The 15884-nt window shown below is 72.5% G+C and carries 13 protein-coding genes; 12 read left to right on the forward strand and 1 reads right to left on the reverse strand.

The window, feature by feature from the left end; translation table 11 throughout:
* Nucleotides 1-124 precede the first annotated feature (124 nt).
* The 10 genes from BUB75_RS33725 to BUB75_RS33770 all read left to right on the forward strand — a co-directional run bounded on the left by BUB75_RS33725 (nucleotide 125) and on the right by BUB75_RS33770 (nucleotide 12019).
* Complete coding sequence (locus BUB75_RS33725) at nucleotides 125-865, forward strand: GntR family transcriptional regulator (RefSeq protein ID WP_073262969.1); 741 nt, start codon at nucleotides 125-127, stop codon at nucleotides 863-865.
* A 100-nt stretch (nucleotides 866-965) separates the two neighbouring features.
* Nucleotides 966-1862 (forward strand): Cgl0159 family (beta/alpha)8-fold protein, encoded by an 897-nt coding sequence (locus BUB75_RS33730; protein ID WP_073262971.1) that lies wholly within the window; start codon nucleotides 966-968, stop codon nucleotides 1860-1862.
* Nucleotides 1859-2716, forward strand: a complete 858-nt coding sequence (gene iolB, locus BUB75_RS33735) for a 5-deoxy-glucuronate isomerase (RefSeq protein WP_073262973.1) — start codon at nucleotides 1859-1861, stop codon at nucleotides 2714-2716. The genes BUB75_RS33730 and iolB overlap by 4 nt, the downstream gene beginning before the upstream one ends.
* Nucleotides 2713-4614, forward strand: a complete 1902-nt coding sequence (gene iolD / locus BUB75_RS33740; RefSeq protein WP_073262975.1) for a 3D-(3,5/4)-trihydroxycyclohexane-1,2-dione acylhydrolase (decyclizing) — start codon at nucleotides 2713-2715, stop codon at nucleotides 4612-4614. Before iolB ends, iolD begins: the two co-directional genes overlap by 4 nt.
* An 82-nt stretch (nucleotides 4615-4696) precedes the next feature.
* On the forward strand, nucleotides 4697-5605 hold the full coding sequence (locus tag BUB75_RS33745) for a sugar phosphate isomerase/epimerase family protein (protein WP_073262977.1): 909 nt from the start codon (nucleotides 4697-4699) through the stop codon (nucleotides 5603-5605).
* A complete protein-coding gene (locus tag BUB75_RS33750; protein WP_073263186.1) occupies nucleotides 5602-6615 on the forward strand; it encodes a Gfo/Idh/MocA family protein in 1014 nt (337 codons plus the stop codon). Before BUB75_RS33745 ends, BUB75_RS33750 begins: the two co-directional genes overlap by 4 nt.
* Before the next feature lie 51 nt (nucleotides 6616-6666).
* Entirely contained in the window at nucleotides 6667-7608 is a 942-nt protein-coding gene (locus BUB75_RS33755; RefSeq protein WP_178380049.1) for a PfkB family carbohydrate kinase, read from the forward strand.
* A gap of 271 nt (nucleotides 7609-7879) precedes the next feature.
* On the forward strand, nucleotides 7880-9523 hold the full coding sequence (locus BUB75_RS33760) for an MFS transporter (protein WP_084742047.1): 1644 nt from the start codon (nucleotides 7880-7882) through the stop codon (nucleotides 9521-9523).
* Between the two features lie 26 nt (nucleotides 9524-9549).
* Complete coding sequence (locus BUB75_RS33765) at nucleotides 9550-10686, forward strand: fructose-specific PTS transporter subunit EIIC (protein ID WP_073262983.1); 1137 nt, start codon at nucleotides 9550-9552, stop codon at nucleotides 10684-10686.
* 37 nt (nucleotides 10687-10723) lie between these two features.
* Nucleotides 10724-12019 (forward strand): MFS transporter, encoded by a 1296-nt coding sequence (locus BUB75_RS33770; RefSeq protein WP_073262985.1) that lies wholly within the window; start codon nucleotides 10724-10726, stop codon nucleotides 12017-12019.
* 89 nt (nucleotides 12020-12108) lie between these two features.
* Here BUB75_RS33770 and BUB75_RS33775 read toward each other — a convergent pair whose 3' ends face one another.
* Entirely contained in the window at nucleotides 12109-13905 is a 1797-nt protein-coding gene (locus BUB75_RS33775; RefSeq protein WP_281248413.1) for an ABC transporter ATP-binding protein, read from the reverse strand.
* Between the two features lie 82 nt (nucleotides 13906-13987).
* Between BUB75_RS33775 and BUB75_RS48265 the strand changes: the two genes are divergently transcribed.
* Complete coding sequence (locus BUB75_RS48265; RefSeq protein WP_281248415.1) at nucleotides 13988-14404, forward strand: MarR family winged helix-turn-helix transcriptional regulator; 417 nt, start codon at nucleotides 13988-13990, stop codon at nucleotides 14402-14404.
* Complete coding sequence (locus tag BUB75_RS33785) at nucleotides 14401-15867, forward strand: amidohydrolase (RefSeq protein WP_073262989.1); 1467 nt, start codon at nucleotides 14401-14403, stop codon at nucleotides 15865-15867. Before BUB75_RS48265 ends, BUB75_RS33785 begins: the two co-directional genes overlap by 4 nt.
* Nucleotides 15868-15884 lie beyond the last annotated feature (17 nt).

Consider the following 15884-nt stretch of genomic DNA (forward strand, 5'->3'; position numbering starts at 1 on the left):
GCGGGCTTCGGGGCCGATCGTTGGCTGAGTGTGGTAGACACCACAGACGGTGTCAAGAGTTTGTCCGGACATATTGACAACCCGTTACGCTCGATCTGTGACCGGTGATCACGGGAGAGGCGCAATGCACCCGCACACCCACATCACGCTCGACCGGAGCAGCCCGGTCCCGCTCTACTTCCAGGTCGCCGAGCAGCTCGAAGAGGCGATCCTCACCGGCACGCTGGGGGCCGGTGAGCGGATCGGCAACGAAGTGGCGCTCGCCGCCGACCTCGGACTGTCCCGTCCTACCATGCGCCAGGCCATCCAGGTGCTGGTCGACAAGGGACTGCTGGTGCGCAAGCGCGGTGTCGGCACCCAGGTCGTGGCCGGCCGGGTGCATCGCCCGCTGGGGCTGACCAGCCTCTACGACGACCTGATGAAGGCCGGCCAGCGGCCGCGGACGGTCGTGCTGAAGATGGACGTCGTCTACCCGGACGACCAGGTGCGGGCGGAGCTGCGCCTGGCCGACGACGCCCAGGTCTGGTACTTGGAACGGCTGCGCTCGGTCGGCTCCGACCCGCTCGCGCACATGACGAACTACCTGCCGACCGACGTCGTCGACCTGGCGGCGGTCGACCTCGGCGAGACCGGGCTGTACGAGGCGATGCGCCGGGCCGGCGTGGTGATGCGGGTGGGCAGGCAGCGGATCAGCGCCCGCCGCGCCGAGGCCGCCGAGGCGCGGATGCTCGGCGAGTCCGAGGGTGCGCCGCTACTCACGATGGAGCGCACGACCTACGACGACGCCGGCCGCGCGGTCGAGTACGGCACCCATGCGTACCGCCCCGATCGTTACTCATTCGAGTCCACGCTGGTGGACCGTTGACTTAATGTCCTGACAAAGTCTTGACGCGATTCAGGGCTCCGTCCTAGCGTTCTCAGCGGCACCGACGCCCCGCGGTGCCGTCGACCGCGACGGAGGCAGCATGGCCCGAAGCGCTTTCGCTGACAGCCTGGCCGAGGTGACCGAGATCCGCGCCCGCGAGCCGGGCCGGGTCGCTGCTCTGCTGGCCGCCCGCCGCAAGCGCGCGACGCTGCCCGCCGACGGCCGCCTGATGCTGGTCGCCTGCGACCACCCGGCGCGGGGTGCGCTGGCGGTGCGTGGGCGGGCGGACGCGATGGCCGACCGCGCCGACATGCTGGCGCGATTACGCACCGCGATCGACCGGCCCGGCGTCGACGGGCTGCTCGCCACCGCGGACGTGCTCGAGGACCTGCTGCTGCTCGGCGCGCTCGAGGACAAGGTCGTCGTCGCGTCGATGAACCGCGGCGGGCTGGCCGGAAGCGCGTTCGAGCTCGACGACCGGATGACCGCCTACGACGTCCAGGGCACGATCGACGCCGGGTTCAACGGCGCGAAGATGCTGCTGCGCGTCGACCTGGACGACGCAGCCTCGGTCACCACGCTGGAGTCCTGCGCCCGGGCGATCACCGACCTGAGCCGCGCCGGGCTGCTCGCGATGGTCGAGCCGTTCCTGTCCCGGCGGGTCGACGGCAAGGTCGTCAACGACCTCTCCCCCGACGCGGTGATCCGGGCCGTGCACATCGCCCAGGGGCTCGGCGCGTCCAGCGCCTACACCTGGATGAAGCTGCCGGTGGTCAAGGACATGGCCCGGGTGATGACCGCGACCACGCTGCCGACGCTGCTGCTCGGCGGCGACCCGACCGGGCACCCCGACGAGACGTACGCGGAGTGGGCGAAGGCGCTCGCACTGCCGTCGGTACGCGGTCTGGTCGTGGGGCGGGCGCTGCTGTACCCGCCCGACGACGACGTGGTCGCCGCGGTCGACACCGCGGTCTCGCTGGTGCGGGCGGCGGCATGAACGACTGGTTCCGTCCGGCGGGGTCGGCCGCGGCCGACGGGTTCGACGTGGTCGTCACACCGCAGAACGCGGGGTGGGGGTACTCGTCGCTGCGGGTGCTCACGCTCGACTCGTCCCGGGAGATCACGACCGGGCCGGAAGAGATGCTGGTGGTTCCGCTCGCGGGCGGTCTGACCGTCACGGTCGGCGACGAGTCGTTCCGACTCGAGGGGCGCTCGGACGTGTTCGCGGGCCCGAGCGACTTCGCCTACCTGCCGATCAACACGTCTGCGCACCTGCATGCGGACGCCACGGCGCGGGTCGCGCTGTGTGGGGCGCGCACCGAGCGGGTGCTGCCGTTCCGGTACGGGCCCGCGGACGCTGTTCCCGTCGAGTTGCGCGGTGCGGGCAACGCGAGCCGCCTGGTACGCAACTTCGGCACGGTCGGCGCGTTCGAGACCGGGGCCCTGATCGCCTGCGAGGTGCTCACCCCGGCCGGCAACTGGTCCAGCTACCCCGCGCACAAGCACGACGAGGCGACCGACACCGAGTCCGAACTCGAGGAGATCTACTACTTCGAGATCGGGTCGGGGCCGGCCGGCGAACCCGGCTTCGGTTACCACCGCACGAGCACCTCGGCGCGCGGCGAGATCGACGTCCTGGCCGAGGTCCGCGACCGCGACGTCGCGCTGGTGCCGTACGGCTGGCACGGCCCGTGCATCGCGGCGCCCGGATTCGACATGTACTACCTCAACGTCATGGCCGGTCCCGGCGCCGAGCGCGCCTGGCTGATCTCCGACCACCCGGACCACGCCTGGGTTCGCGGAACCTGGACCGACCAACCCATCGACCCCCGGCTGGAGGGCAGGCGATGAGCGAGACGAGCGGGACGATTCGGCTAACGGTCGCCCAGGCGACCGTGCGGTTCCTCAGCGTCCAGTACTCCGAACGCGACGGCGTGCAGCAGCGGCTGATCGCCGGGTGCTTCGGCATCTTCGGCCACGGCAACGTGGCCGGGCTCGGCCAGGCGCTGCTCCAAGCCGAACTCGACGATCCGGAGCAGCTCCCGTACATCCTCGGGCGCAACGAACAGGCGATGGTGCACACCGCGGTCGCGTATGCCCGGATGAAGGACCGGCTGCAGACCTACGCGGTCAGCACGAGCATCGGCCCCGGCGCGACGAACATGGTCACCGGCGCCGCGCTGGCGACCGTCAACCGGCTGCCGGTGCTGCTGCTGCCCGCCGACACGTTCGCCGACCGCTCCGCCGCCCCGCTGCTGCAGGAGCTCGAGGTTCCCTGGTCCGGCGACGTCACGGTCAACGACGCGTTCCGGCCGGTCTCGAAGTACTTCGACCGGGTGCACCGCCCGGAGCAGCTCCCGAGCGCGCTGCTGTCCGCGATGCGCGTGCTCACCGACCCGGCCGAGACCGGCGCGGTCACGGTCTGCTTCCCGCAGGACGTCCAGGCGCAGGCCTACGACTGGCCGGTCGAGTTCTTCGCCCGCCGCGTGTGGCGGGTGGCTCGCCCACTACCCGAACAAGCCGATTTGGACGACGTGGCGACGCTGATCCGCGGCGCACGCCGCCCGCTGATCGTGGCCGGCGGCGGGGTCGGGTACTCCGGTGCCTCCGACGCGCTCGCCCGGTTCTGCGCGGCCACCGGGGTCCCGGTCGGGCTCACCCAGGCCGGCAAGGGCGCACTGCCGTTCGACCACGAGCAGTGCCTCGGCGCGATCGGCTCGACCGGCACGACCGCCGCCAACGCCATCGCCCGCGACGCCGACCTGGTGATCGGTATCGGAACGCGGTACTCCGACTTCACGACGGCCAGCCGCACCGCGTTCGCCGCGGACGGCGTCCGGTTCGTGAACGTGAACGTCGCGCCGATCGACGCGGTGAAACACGCGGGTGTCGCGGTCCGCGCGGACGCGCGGGAGACGCTCGACGCGCTGTTGCCGCTGGTCGTGGGGTACGCGGTCGACCCGGAGTACCGGGAGCAGTACACCCGGCTGGACGCTGACTGGAACGCGCGCGTGCGCCAGGCCTACGACGCCGACGAGCTGACGCAGAGTGCGGTCATCGGCGCTGTGAACGACCTGTCCGACCCGCGTGACGTCGTCGTGTGCGCCGCCGGATCGATGCCCGGTGACCTGCACAAACTGTGGCAGGTGCGGGACCCGAAGGGCTACCACGTCGAGTACGGCTACTCGTGCATGGGCTACGAGATCGCCGGTGGCCTGGGGGTGGCGCTGGCCTGCCCGGACCGGGACGTGTTCGTGCTCGTCGGGGACGGGTCCTACTTGATGATGGCGACCGAACTGGTCACCGCACTCCAAGAAGGCCTCAAGGTCATCGTCGTTCTGGTCCAGAACTACGGCTTCGCGTCGATCGGGGCGCTGTCGGAGTCGCTCGGCTCGCAGCGCTTCGGCACCCGCTACCGCTACCGCACGAAGACCGGCCGGCTCGACGGTGACCTGCTCGCGATCGACCTCGCCGCGAACGCCGCCAGCCTCGGCGTCGACGTCGTCCGGGTCACCGATCGCGCCGGGCTGGCCGACGCGATCGCCGCCGCGAAGGCGTCCCCGGCCAGCACGGTCATCCACGTGGAGACCGACCCGTTGGCGGGCGGCGCCCCGGACTCCGAGTCCTGGTGGGACGTCCCGGTCAGCGAGGTCTCGTCACTGGAGTCGACCCGCACCGCTTATCAGACCTACACCGAGCACAAGGCCACTCAGCGCCCGTACCTGCGGCCCTCGAAGGACCTCTCATGATCGCTCTACCTCCCGGCAGCCCCCTGCGCTCCGCTCCTCGGTCGCTAGACCTCCCTACGATGCTCACTCCGGAGGCCGCCTCATGATCACGATAGGTTCTGCTCCTGACTCCTGGGGCGTCTGGTTCGCCGACGACCCGGCACAGACCCCGGCCGATCGCTTCTTCACCGAGGTGAAAGCCGCCGGCTACGACTGGATCGAATTAGGACCGTACGGCTACCTGCCGAAGGACCCGGTCGCGCTGCAGGAGGCTCTGGAGGCCCACGGGCTGCGGGTCTCGGCGGGCACGGTGTTCTCCGCGCTGCACCGCCCGGACTCCTGGGACGCGGTGTGGCAGCAGGTCACCGACGTCGCGTCGCTCACCAGGGCGGTCGGCGGGCAGCACATCGTCGTCATCCCGGACCTCTACCGGCACCACAAGACCGGCGAGAACCTGGAGAGTCCGACGCTCACCGCCGAGCAGTGGCGGAAGCTCACGACCGACACCGACGAACTCGGCCGCCGGATCCTGGAGGAGTACGGGCTGCACGTCCAGTTCCACTCGCACGCCGACAGCCACGTCGGCTACCAGCGGGACATCGAGCGGTTCCTCGCCGACACCGACCCGCGGTACGTGAACCTCTGCCTGGACACCGGGCACGTGGCCTACTACGGCGGCGACAGCCTGGAGCTGATCCGGCGCTATCCGGAGCGCATCGGGTACCTGCACCTCAAGCAGGTCGACCCGGAGATCGCGAAGCAGGTGGAGGCCGAGGATCTGGTGTTCCCGGAGGCCGTGCGGCGGGGCGTGATGTGTGAGCCGCCGAACGGCGTCCCCGATCTGGGCGCGGTGCTCGACGCGGTCGGGACGCTCGACCGCGACCTGTACGCGATCGTCGAGCAGGACATGTACCCCTGCGAGCCGGAGCGACCGCTGCCGATCGCGCGCCGCACCCACACCTACCTGGCCGGTTGCAGCGGAGCGCCGATCTCGCTCGGGAGCCCGTCGTGAGCGCCCTGCGGGTCGCCGTGCTCGGCGTCGGGGTGATGGGCAGCTACCACGCCGAGGCGCTGGCCGGGCGGATCTCGCACGCCCGCGTCACCGTGGTCAGCGACGCCGACACCGCGCGCGCCGAGCGCGTCGCCAAGTCCGTGGACGCCCGGGTGGAGGCCGATCCGTTCGCCGCGATCGCCGCCGACGACGTGGACGCGGTCGTGATCGCGTCGCCGGGGCCCGCGCACGAGGCGCAGGTGCTGGCCTGCCTGGACCGGCGCATCCCGGTGCTCTGCGAGAAGCCGCTGACCACCGACATCGCGACCGCGTACCGGATCGTCCAACGCGAGGCCGAGCTGGACGCGCCCCTGGTGCAGCTCGGTTTCATGCGGCGGTTCGACGCCGAGTACGCCGGGCTGCGCGCGCTCGTGGCCTCGGGTGAGCTCGGGGCGCCGCTGCTGCTGCACTGCGTCCACCGCAATCCCGCGCAGACCGACACGTTCGACTCCGAGATGATGATGCGGGACTCGGTCGTGCATGAGGCCGACGTCGCCCGCTTCCTCCTCGGTGAGGAGATCGTCGCGGTGTCGGTGAAGCGCCCGCAGGCCACGTCGCTGGCGCCGACGGGCGTGAGTGACCCGATGCTCGTGCTGATGGAGACCGCGTCCGGCCGGCTGGTCGATGTCGAGATCTTCGTCCGTACCGGGGTGGCCTACGAGGTCCGGACCGAGCTGGTCGCCGAGCACGGCAGCGCGATGATCGGGCTCGACCAGGGTCTGCTGGTCCGGCGTGCGGGTGGCGCCTGGGGCGGGCAGCTGGCCGGTGGTTTCGTGGAGCGGTTCGCCGCCGCGTACGACACCGAGTTGCACCGCTGGGTGCAGGCCGCGCGGCACGGCACGATCGACGGGCCGGGGACCTGGGACGGGTATGCCGCGGTCGCGGTGTGCGAGGCCGGGGTCGAGGCGGTGCGCAGCGGTGAGCGGGTTCCGGTGCGTCTCGGTACCCGTCCGGTGCGCGTAGCGGCGTAAGGAGCCGCGTAAAGACCGGCGCGGGGAGCGCGCCCCGATAGGTTGGGGCGCGTGCCGACCGTCTACTCGCTGGAGAGCATCCTCGTCGACGTCGCGATCGAGGTGCCGAGCTTGCCCGAACGCGGTGGCGACGTCCTCGCCACCGCGTCGCGCACCCACGCGGGTGGCGGATTCAACCTGGTCGCGGCGGTTGCTCGGCAGGGCGTCCGCAGCGTCTACGCGGCACCGTACGGCGGCGGTCGCTACGGCGACGTGATCCGGGCCGCGCTGGCCACGGAGGGCGTCGCGTGGACCGCCGCGCCACGAACCGGCGACTCCGGCTTCACGGTGGCGCTGGTCGAACCGGACGGCGAGCGGACGTTCGTCACGATGGCGGGCGTCGAGGCCGCGGTCACCGACGACGACCTGGCCGCGATCACACCGCTCCCCGGCGACGCCGTCGTCGTGTCCGGATACGACCTGGCCTACCCCGGGAGCGGGCCGGTGCTCGCCGGCTGGCTCACCGGCCTGCCGGACGGCGTCCTGGTGACGCTGGACCCGGGGCCGCTGGTCGCCGAGATCCCGCCGGAGCGCCTGCGCCGCGTGCTGCCCCGGCTCGACATCCTGACGCTCAACCAGCGGGAGGCGCGGCTGCTCAGCGGTGCCGCGTCGGCGGGTGCGGACCTGCTCGCGGCCGTCCGCCCGCTCGTGCCCGCCGCGCTGACGATCGTCCGTGAGGGTGCGGACGGCTGCGTGGCGTCCGGTGGGCCGCTCGGCGACCGCGTGGTCGCGGTTCCTGCCCCGGTGGTCCCGGCCGTCGACACGACCGGCGCCGGTGACGCCCATACCGGGGTGCTGCTCGCCGGCCTGGTGACCGGTCACCCGGTGGACGACGTACTCGTGGACGCCGTCCACGCGGCCGCGGTGTCGGTGCGGCACGTCGGCTCGGCGACGTGCCCGACCCGCGCCGAACTCGACGCGGCCTACCCCGAACGCCACCGAGTCCGCACCTAACGGCCGTCTCGCGCTCCGGCGAGGACTTGAGGGTTACCGCCGGTGATTCAGTACACACCGCACAGATTTGACTGCTGGTGGTTACCGCCGCAGTCTTGATCGTGTCAGAAGCGATCTCGACACCTGCCAGAGCTCGGACGCAGACGTCCGGCTGACCGCCCCGCCGAGCCAGGAGCCGCGCCGCCGAGCGCCGCCCTGACGCCGTGGCCACCGCGCCCGGGGCCCGCGCCGCCGCACACTCGCGCGGCGCAGTCCGAAGGGAATTCCGACCGTGACCGCTGCCGTGCCGGCAGTGCGGTTCCGCGTGCCCGTACCGCGTGTCCGTACGCCTTCGCCACGTCGGCAGTTCGCCGCCGTCGCCACGATCTTCGCCCTGGACGGTGCCGTGTTCGGCACCTGGGCAGCCCGCATCCCGGACGTCAGCGACCGGGTCGGCACGACGCACGCCGCGTTGGGCTCCGCGCTGTTCTGCCTCTCGCTCGGAGCGCTGGTCAGCATGCGTCTCACCGGACGCTGGTGCGCCCGATACGGGGCCGGACGGGTGAGCGCGGTCGCTGCCGCGCTGACCGCCGTCTCCCTGGTGCTTCCGGGGCTCTGCACCGGACTGGCGCCGCTGGGCGTCGCCCTGGGCGTGTTCGGCGCCGGCACCGGCGCCGCGAACGTCGCCGCGAACAGCCTCGGCGTCCACCTCGGACAAACCCAGCGTCGCCCGGTGATGTCCGCGCTGCATGCCGGGTTCAGCTTCGGCGGCCTCGCCGGGGCGTTGCTCGGCGGGCTGGCGTCCGCGGTGTTGTCGGTGCCGGTCCACTTCGTCCTGGTCGCGGCGGTGGGCGTCACGCTCGCCGCCGGGCTAGCGCCGGTGCTGGCCGGCATGGACTCGGCCGGGACGTCGAGCGGCTCCGAGCCGCCCGCAGAGCGCGAACCGTCCTCCCGCGGGCCGATCGTCCTGCTCGTGTTGCTCGGGACCATCGCGGGCAGCACCGCGTTCGCCGAGGGCGCGCTGTCGGACTGGGGAGCGCTGCACCTCCGCGAGACCCTGCACGCCGGCCCGGCGCTGGCCGCCGGTGGGTACGCCGCGTTCTGCCTCGCGATGGGGTGCGGGCGGCTCGCCGGGGCACGCTGGGTGGTGCGGTACGGCGACACCCGGGTCCTCGTGGTCGGGTCGGTGGTGGCCGGGATCGGCGCCACCGCAGCCGCGCACTCGCCCGATCCGGCGCTCGCGATCGGCGGCTTCGTCCTCGTCGGGCTCGGCCTCGCGAACGTGTTCCCGCTCGTCATCGGACGCGCGGGGCTCGTCGCCGGGCCCCGTGGCGTCGCGCTCGCCTCGACGGTCGGGTACAGCGGGCTGCTCGGCGGTCCGCCCGTCGTGGGATTCCTCGCCGCGCATGCCGGGCTCCCGGCCGCGCTCTCGGCGATCACCGCGCTGGCGCTGGTCGCCGCGGCGCTGTGCGTCGTCGTGGCGGTCGAGCTGCCGGACGCGACGACGGTCGCGGCCGCGCTGCGGTCGCGTGCCCGCGCGGGGGTGGCGGTGACCGCCGACCGCCTGGGCGCGGCGGTCGGCGACCTCGCGCTCCTGCTCGATCACACCGACCATGCGGTCCTCACCGACCAGGCCAAGCCCCTACGCGGCGCGGCACCAGCGCAGGCCCCGGCCCCGGCCCCGGCCAAGGCCCCGGACCCGGCGCAGGCCCCGGCCCCGGCCCCGGCCCCGGCCAAGGCCCCGGACCCGGCGCAGGCCCCGGCCCCGGCCCCGGCCCCGGCCAAGGCCCCGGACCCGGCGCAGGCTCCGGCGCAGGCCCCGGCGCAGGCCTTGGCCCCAGCCCCGGCCAAGGCCCCGGCCCTGGCCAAGGCCCCGGCTCCGGCTCCGGCTCCGGCCGTGCGGCCGTATCCGGGGCTGGAAGCCCTCGTCCCGTGACCTCGGCATTCCTTGGAAGAGGCCCCATGATCAGTCTCCCGATCCGGCGAGCGCTGCTCGTCGGAGTCAGCTACACGATCCCGTTCGTCGCGGCCGGAGGGCTGCTCCAGGCCCTCGGCCTGCTGCTAGCCGGTGACGCCGGCGCACTCGCCTTCTCCGTCGGGGCGTTCGCGTTCGGCCTGCTCACCCCGGTACTGGCCGCCGCAGTGGCGTACGCGCTCGCCGGACGTCCCGGCCTCGTCCCCGGGCTCACGACCGGCGTCGCGGCCGCGGCGATCGGCGCCGGCTACCTCGGCGGACTGCTCGGCGGTCTCGTCGCCGGGCTGGCGGCATACCTTCTCGGCCGGATCCGCTGCCCGGACGTCGTGCACGGCCCGTGGACGATCATCGGTCTGCCGGTCGTCGCGACGCTGCTCGCGGCCGGCTTGATGCTCGGTCTCCTCGGGCCACCGCTCGCGCGAGTCACCACGATCCTCACCGGATGGCTCGGCGGCCTGGACGGCTCGTCCGCGATCCTGCTCGGGGCGATCCTCGGCGCGATGATCGCGATCGACCTCGGCGGCCCGGTCAACAAGGTCGCGTACACGTTCGCCGCCGCCGGTCTCGTACACGACCCAGTCGCCGCCGGGTCGCTCCCCGCGACCCTGACGACCCTGACGCCCCTGACCGGCGACCGGCTGGCCGATTCCGCACCGGCCGCTGCGGCGGCGCACCCGGGGGCCGCGATGGCGGCGGTGATGGCGGCCGGGATGAGCGCGCCGCTCGCGATGGCGCTCGCCACCCACCTCCGCCCCCGCCTGTTCACCGACGCCGAGCGCGCTCACGCCCCGACCGCGTCCACACTCGGCGCCCTGTTCGTCACCGAGGGCGCCATTCCGTACGCCGTCACCGACCCGGCCCGCGTCGTCCCCGCCGCGATGCTCGGCTCCGCGACGGCCGGCGCTCTGGCGATGGGCACCCAGACGACGCTCGACGCACCGCACGGCGGGGTCCTCGCGCTGTTCACCGCCGGTCACGTCGTCGCGTTCGTCGCGGCGGTCGCGCTCGGCACGCTGTTGTCGGCCGCGGCGGTGATCGCCGCGAAAAGTGTGACGCGCGACAAACAGGCCACCCGAATGGTTGGGGGGCGCACCCGGGCGACCGATCCGGAAGGCGCAGTGTGAGAAGCACCCACCCTCTGCGAACAGGAAAGGACGCTCTGTGTCACATCCGGCGCGAGGTGCCTGGATCGTTTGGTTCGTCGGCCTCGCCACGTACTTTGTCGCCGTCTTCCACCGCTCCTCCCTCGCCGTAGCCGGGCTCGTCGCCGCCGACCGGTTCGACATCTCCGCCGCACAGCTCGCGACGTTCACGATGCTGCAGTTGCTGGTCTACGCCGCGATGCAGATTCCGGTGGGGCTGCTCGTCGACCGGTTCGGGTCGCGCGCGGTGCTGCTCACCGGCACGGTCGTCCTGACGCTGGCCCAGGCCGGCTTCGCGTTCGCCGACTCGTACAGCACCGCGCTGCTCGCCCGCGTGTTCGTCGGCATCGGTGACGCGATGACGTTCATCTGCGTCCTGCGCCTGGTCAACGCCTGGTTCGCTCCCGGGCGGGTGCCGGTGGTGACCCAGCTGACCGGCGTCATCGGGCAACTGGGCGCGATCGCGGCCGCGGTCCCGATGACCTGGGCACTGAGCACGCTCGGGTGGACCTGGGCGTACGGGGTCGCGGCATCGCTGGGGGTGGTGGCCGCGATCACCGGGCTGGTGCTCCTGCACGACGAGCCGGGCACCCGGACGCTGCGCGGCCCCGCGCTCTCACTCGGTGCCGTGCGCGCCAGCCTGGCCAGCTCCTGGCAGCACCCCGGCACCCGCCTCGGGTTCTGGGTGCACTTCACGACCCAGTTCGCGCAGACCGCGTTCGCGCTGCTGTGGGGCTACCCGTTCCTGGTGAAGGGTGAAGGGCTCTCGCCGAACGTCGCGTCGGCGCTGCTCACGATCATGGTGGTGTCGCTGATCGCGGCCGGTCCGGTGATGGGATGGTTCACCGCGCGGCACCCGTGGCAACGATCGACGCTCGCGCTGGCGATCGTCGGGGCGATCGCGACGGCGTGGACCGTGGTCCTGGCGTGGCCGGGCCAGGCGCCGCTACCGGTGCTGGTTCTGCTCGTGATGGTGGTCGGGCTCGGTGGGCCCGGTTCGGTGATCGGCTTCGACCTGGGCCGGACGTCAAATCCGGTCGAGCGGCTGGCCAGCGCGACCGGGATCATCAACCAGGCCGGGTTCGTGGCGAGCCTCACCGTGGTCGTGGCGATCGGCGCGATCCTCGACTGGCGCAGCGGCGGCGGGGCCGGCGCGGACTACACGCCGGACGCGTTCCGCTGGGCGATGTCGTTCCAGTACGTGCTCTGGACGCTCGGCGTCGTGCAGATCCTGCGCTACCGCGCTCGCGGCCGCGCCCACGCCCTCCGCCTCGACCCCCTCGCGAGGACCCGCACCGCGTTCCAACCGAGCTAGACCCTCACGTTGACGCGAAACCGGCCTCTAAGCCGCGCTGAGAGGCCGGTTTCGCGTCAGCACGCGCATAGCGGCGCCGCACAGCGGCGTCACGCCGCGAGGGCCAGGGTGGCGTAGCGGCCTTCGCGGGCGAGCAACTCGGCGTGCGAGCCGACCTCGACGATGCGGCCGTGGTCCACCACCGCGATCTGGTCGGCATTGCGCACGGTGGAGAGCCGGTGCGCGATCGTCACCGTGGTCCGCCCCACCGCGAGCGCGTCGAACGCCTTCTGCACGGCCCGCTCGGTGGTGTTGTCCAGCGCGCTCGTCGCCTCGTCCAGAACGAGGATCCGCGGGTCTCGCAGCAGCGTCCGCGCGATCGCGATCCGCTGTTTCTCACCACCGGAGAACCGGTATCCGCGGGAGCCGACCATCGTGTCGTACCCGTCGGGCAGCGCGCTGATCAGGTCGTGGATCTGTGCCGCGCGCGCCGCGTCCTCGATCTCGGCGTCGGTCGCGTCGGGCTTCGCGTACCGCAGGTTCTCCCGCACGGTCGTGTGCAGCAGGTAGGTCTCCTGCGACACCACGCCCACCACGCGAGAGAGGTCCGCCAGCCGCAGATCACGCAGGTCGACGCCGTCCAGCGTCACGCGTCCGCCGGTGGGATCGTAGAGCCGGGCGATCAGCGCGGCGATCGTGCTCTTGCCGGAACCGGTCGCACCGACCAGCGCCAGCGTCGATCCGGCGGGAACCTCCAGCGACACCCCGGCCACGGCGGCCACGTCGTTGCCCGGGTACGTGAACGTCACGTTCTCGAACCGCAGGTCACCGCGCACCTGCCCCAGCGGCACCGGGGAGGCCGGGTCGTCGACCTCGACCGGCAGGTCCAGGTACTCGAAGATCCGGGCGAACAGCGCGAGCGACGCCGCGACCGAGACGCCGGTGTTCAGCAGCGAGGTCAGCGGACGGAACAGCGTCGACTGCAGGGTGGTGAACGCGACGAGCGTTCCGATGCTCAGCGTCCCGGTGGTGCCGGGCAGACCGGCGCTCAGGTAGATGACCGCGGGGATCGCGGCGAAGATGATGCTCATCGTCGCCATCCGCCAGCGTCCGGCGAGCTCAGACCGCAGCTCCAGATCGATCAGCCGGGACGACGACGCGGTGAAGCGGTCGACCAGCACGGGGCCGGTCCCCATCGTCTTCGCCAGCTGCGCGCCGCTGACCGAGAGGCCCTCCTCGATCGTCACGTTCAGGTCGGCGAGCTCGCGCTGACGCTGGGCGGTGATCACCCGGCGCATCCGCGCCACCCGCCGGGTCAGGTAGATCGCCGGCGGCAGCACGACCAGCGAGACCAACGACAGCCGCCAGGACAGCGCGGCCATCGCGACCGCGGTGGCCACCACCGTGGTCAGGTTCGAGGCGATCGAGGTCGCGGTCGACGTGACGACGGTCTGCATGCCGCCGATGTCGTTGGTGATCCGGGACTGCACCTCGCCGGTCCGCGTCCGGGTGAAGAACCCGATCGACTGGCGCTGCAGGTGGGTGAAGACGTCGGTACGCAGCCGGTGCATGACCTGCTGGCCGACGGTGGTCGAGATCCAGGTCTGGACGACGCCGAACGCGGACGTCACGGCGGCCACGGCGACCATGCCGATCACCAGCCAGACCAGGAGCGTCAGGTTCTGGGAGGGCAGCGCGACGTCGATGACCTCGCGGAGCAGGAACGGGGAGGCCAGCGACACCACCGACGACGCGACGATGATCGCGGTGACGACGGCGAGTTGCCAGCGGTGTGCGGTGAAGAGCCGGGCGATCCGGCGCAGTGAGACCGAGCGGGCCTGGGCCTTCTCGGCCGCGGACAGTTTCTGGGGGCCGCCACGGCGGCCAGGGTTCTGGGGGGTCTCCAAGAGCATCTCCTCGAGTAGTTGACCAATGCTGAGGTTACCTCATCATGAGGGAACAACAGAACCTCCTGGTACGGTATTCCGCGTGATCGAGGATGCGACCGAGAGCCTGTCCGAGGCGTTCTGGGCGGTCGCCCGCCAGCTCCGGCACGCCACCCGGGAGTCGCTCGAACCCTGGGACATCACCCCTGGTCAGGGCCGTGCGCTGAGCGTGCTGATGCGGCACGGCCAGATGCGGCTGTCCGAGCTCTCCGAACACCTGCGGATCGCCCCCCGGTCGACCACCGAGGTCGTCGACGCGCTCGAGGAACGCGGTCTCGCCGAACGTGGCCGCGACCCGCACGACCGGCGCGCGACGCTGGTCGCGCTCACCGAACGCGGCCTGGAGACCGGCGGGGCCATCAAGCGCGCCCGCCGCGCCGAGAGCGACAAGCTGTTCGGCGCGCTCTCCGCCGACGACCGCGCGGAACTGGCCCGCATCCTGGGCCTGCTCCGCCGATGAAAGTACTGCTGCGTGGCGTCCGAATAGTGACGGTGACGCACCCGGCGTCGTCCGCCGAGCCGGTCGACGTCCGGATGGAGAACGGAGAGGTGACCGCGGTCGGGCACCTCACGCCGGAGCCCGCGGAGCGGGTGATCGCGGCCGACGGCCGCTGGCTGATCCCGGGGCTCTGGGATCAGCACGTGCACCTCCGGCAGTGGGCGCAGGCGCGGCTGCGCCTGGATTTGAGCGGCACCACCGGTCCGGGCGAGGTCATCGCCCGGGTGCGGGCGCATCTCGCCGGCCGACCCACCGTCGTGGTCGGCGCCGGGTTCCGGTCCGCGACCTGGTCGGTCCAACCCACAACGGCAGCTCTGGACGCTGTGAGCGGCGACGTTCCCACGGTGCTGATCAGCGGAGACGTGCACGCCGGCTGGCTCAACTCGGCCGCACAGCGGTGGCTCGGAGTCACCGCGCGACCCGGGGTGCTCGACGAGTCCGAGTGGTTCGCGCTGGTGCCGCGCCTGGAAGAGCTGCTCGCCACCGACCTGGACCAGGCGTACCGGCTCGCGGTGGACGACGCCGCCGCCCGCGGGGTCGTCGGGCTGGTGGACATGGAGTTCGAGGCGGGGTTCCGTGCCTGGCCGGGGCGGTTCGCGGCGGGGATCGACGCGGTGCGCGTCCGGACCGCGACCTACGCCGACGGGCTGGAGGACGTGATCGCGGCCGGGCTACGAACCGGGTCGGTCCTCGAGCCGCGCGGCCTGTTGACGATGGGGCCGCTGAAGATCATCTCGGACGGATCGCTCAACTCGCGGACCGCGCGGTGCTGCGAACCGTACGCCGACGGGCGGTACGGCACGCAGAACTATCCGCTGGAGGAGCTGGTCCGGCTGTTGGGGCGGGCGGCTTCGCGGTTGGACGTGGCGCTGCACGCGATCGGCGACGCCGCGCTCACCACCGCCCTGGACGCGTTCGAGGCCACCGGTGCACGCGGCGGCGTCGAGCACGTGCAACTGGCGCACTTCGAGGAGTTCGCGCGGATGGCGCGGCTCGGATTGCGCGCCAGCGTGCAGCCCGCGCACCTGCTCGACGACCGGGCGGTGACCGCCCAGGTCTGGCCGGACCGCGCCGACCGCTGCTTCGCGTTCCGGTCCATGCTGGACGCGGGGGTCCCGCTGGCGCTCGGCTCGGACGCGCCGGTCTCGCCGCTGGACCCGTGGCTGGCGATGGCCGCCGCCGTGCACCGCTCGGCCGACGCGGCGCCGCCGTGGAATCCGGGCGAGGCGATCACGGTGGCCGAGACGCTGGCGGCGAGCGTCGACGGGCAGCCGACGGTCGGCGTCGGGTCGCGTGCGGATCTGGCGCTGCTGGACGCCGATCCGTTGCCGCGCGGGGATTCCGCGGCGGTCGCCGCCTCGTTGCGCGCGATGCGGGTGGCGGCGACGTTCGTCGGCGGGCGCCCGACGCATCTCGCCGTCTGACGAATCCGCCGATTGTT

The sequence above is a fragment of the Cryptosporangium aurantiacum genome, assembly GCF_900143005.1.
Taxonomy (GTDB): Bacteria; Actinomycetota; Actinomycetes; order Mycobacteriales; family Cryptosporangiaceae; genus Cryptosporangium; species Cryptosporangium aurantiacum.

Bases quoted from the DNA above. Each gene is read 5' to 3' on its own strand.
- BUB75_RS33765 (WP_073262983.1), top strand. From the start codon at position 9,550: ATGATCAGTCTCCCGATCCGGCGAGCGCTGCTCGTCGGAGTCAGCTAC.
- BUB75_RS33745 (WP_073262977.1), top strand. From the start codon at position 4,697: ATGATCACGATAGGTTCTGCTCCTGACTCCTGGGGCGTCTGGTTCGCC.
- iolD (WP_073262975.1), top strand. From the start codon at position 2,713: ATGAGCGAGACGAGCGGGACGATTCGGCTAACGGTCGCCCAGGCGACC.
- BUB75_RS33730 (WP_073262971.1), top strand. From the start codon at position 966: ATGGCCCGAAGCGCTTTCGCTGACAGCCTGGCCGAGGTGACCGAGATC.
- BUB75_RS33725 (WP_073262969.1), top strand. From the start codon at position 125: ATGCACCCGCACACCCACATCACGCTCGACCGGAGCAGCCCGGTCCCG.
- iolB (WP_073262973.1), top strand. From the start codon at position 1,859: ATGAACGACTGGTTCCGTCCGGCGGGGTCGGCCGCGGCCGACGGGTTC.
- BUB75_RS33785 (WP_073262989.1), top strand. From the start codon at position 14,401: ATGAAAGTACTGCTGCGTGGCGTCCGAATAGTGACGGTGACGCACCCG.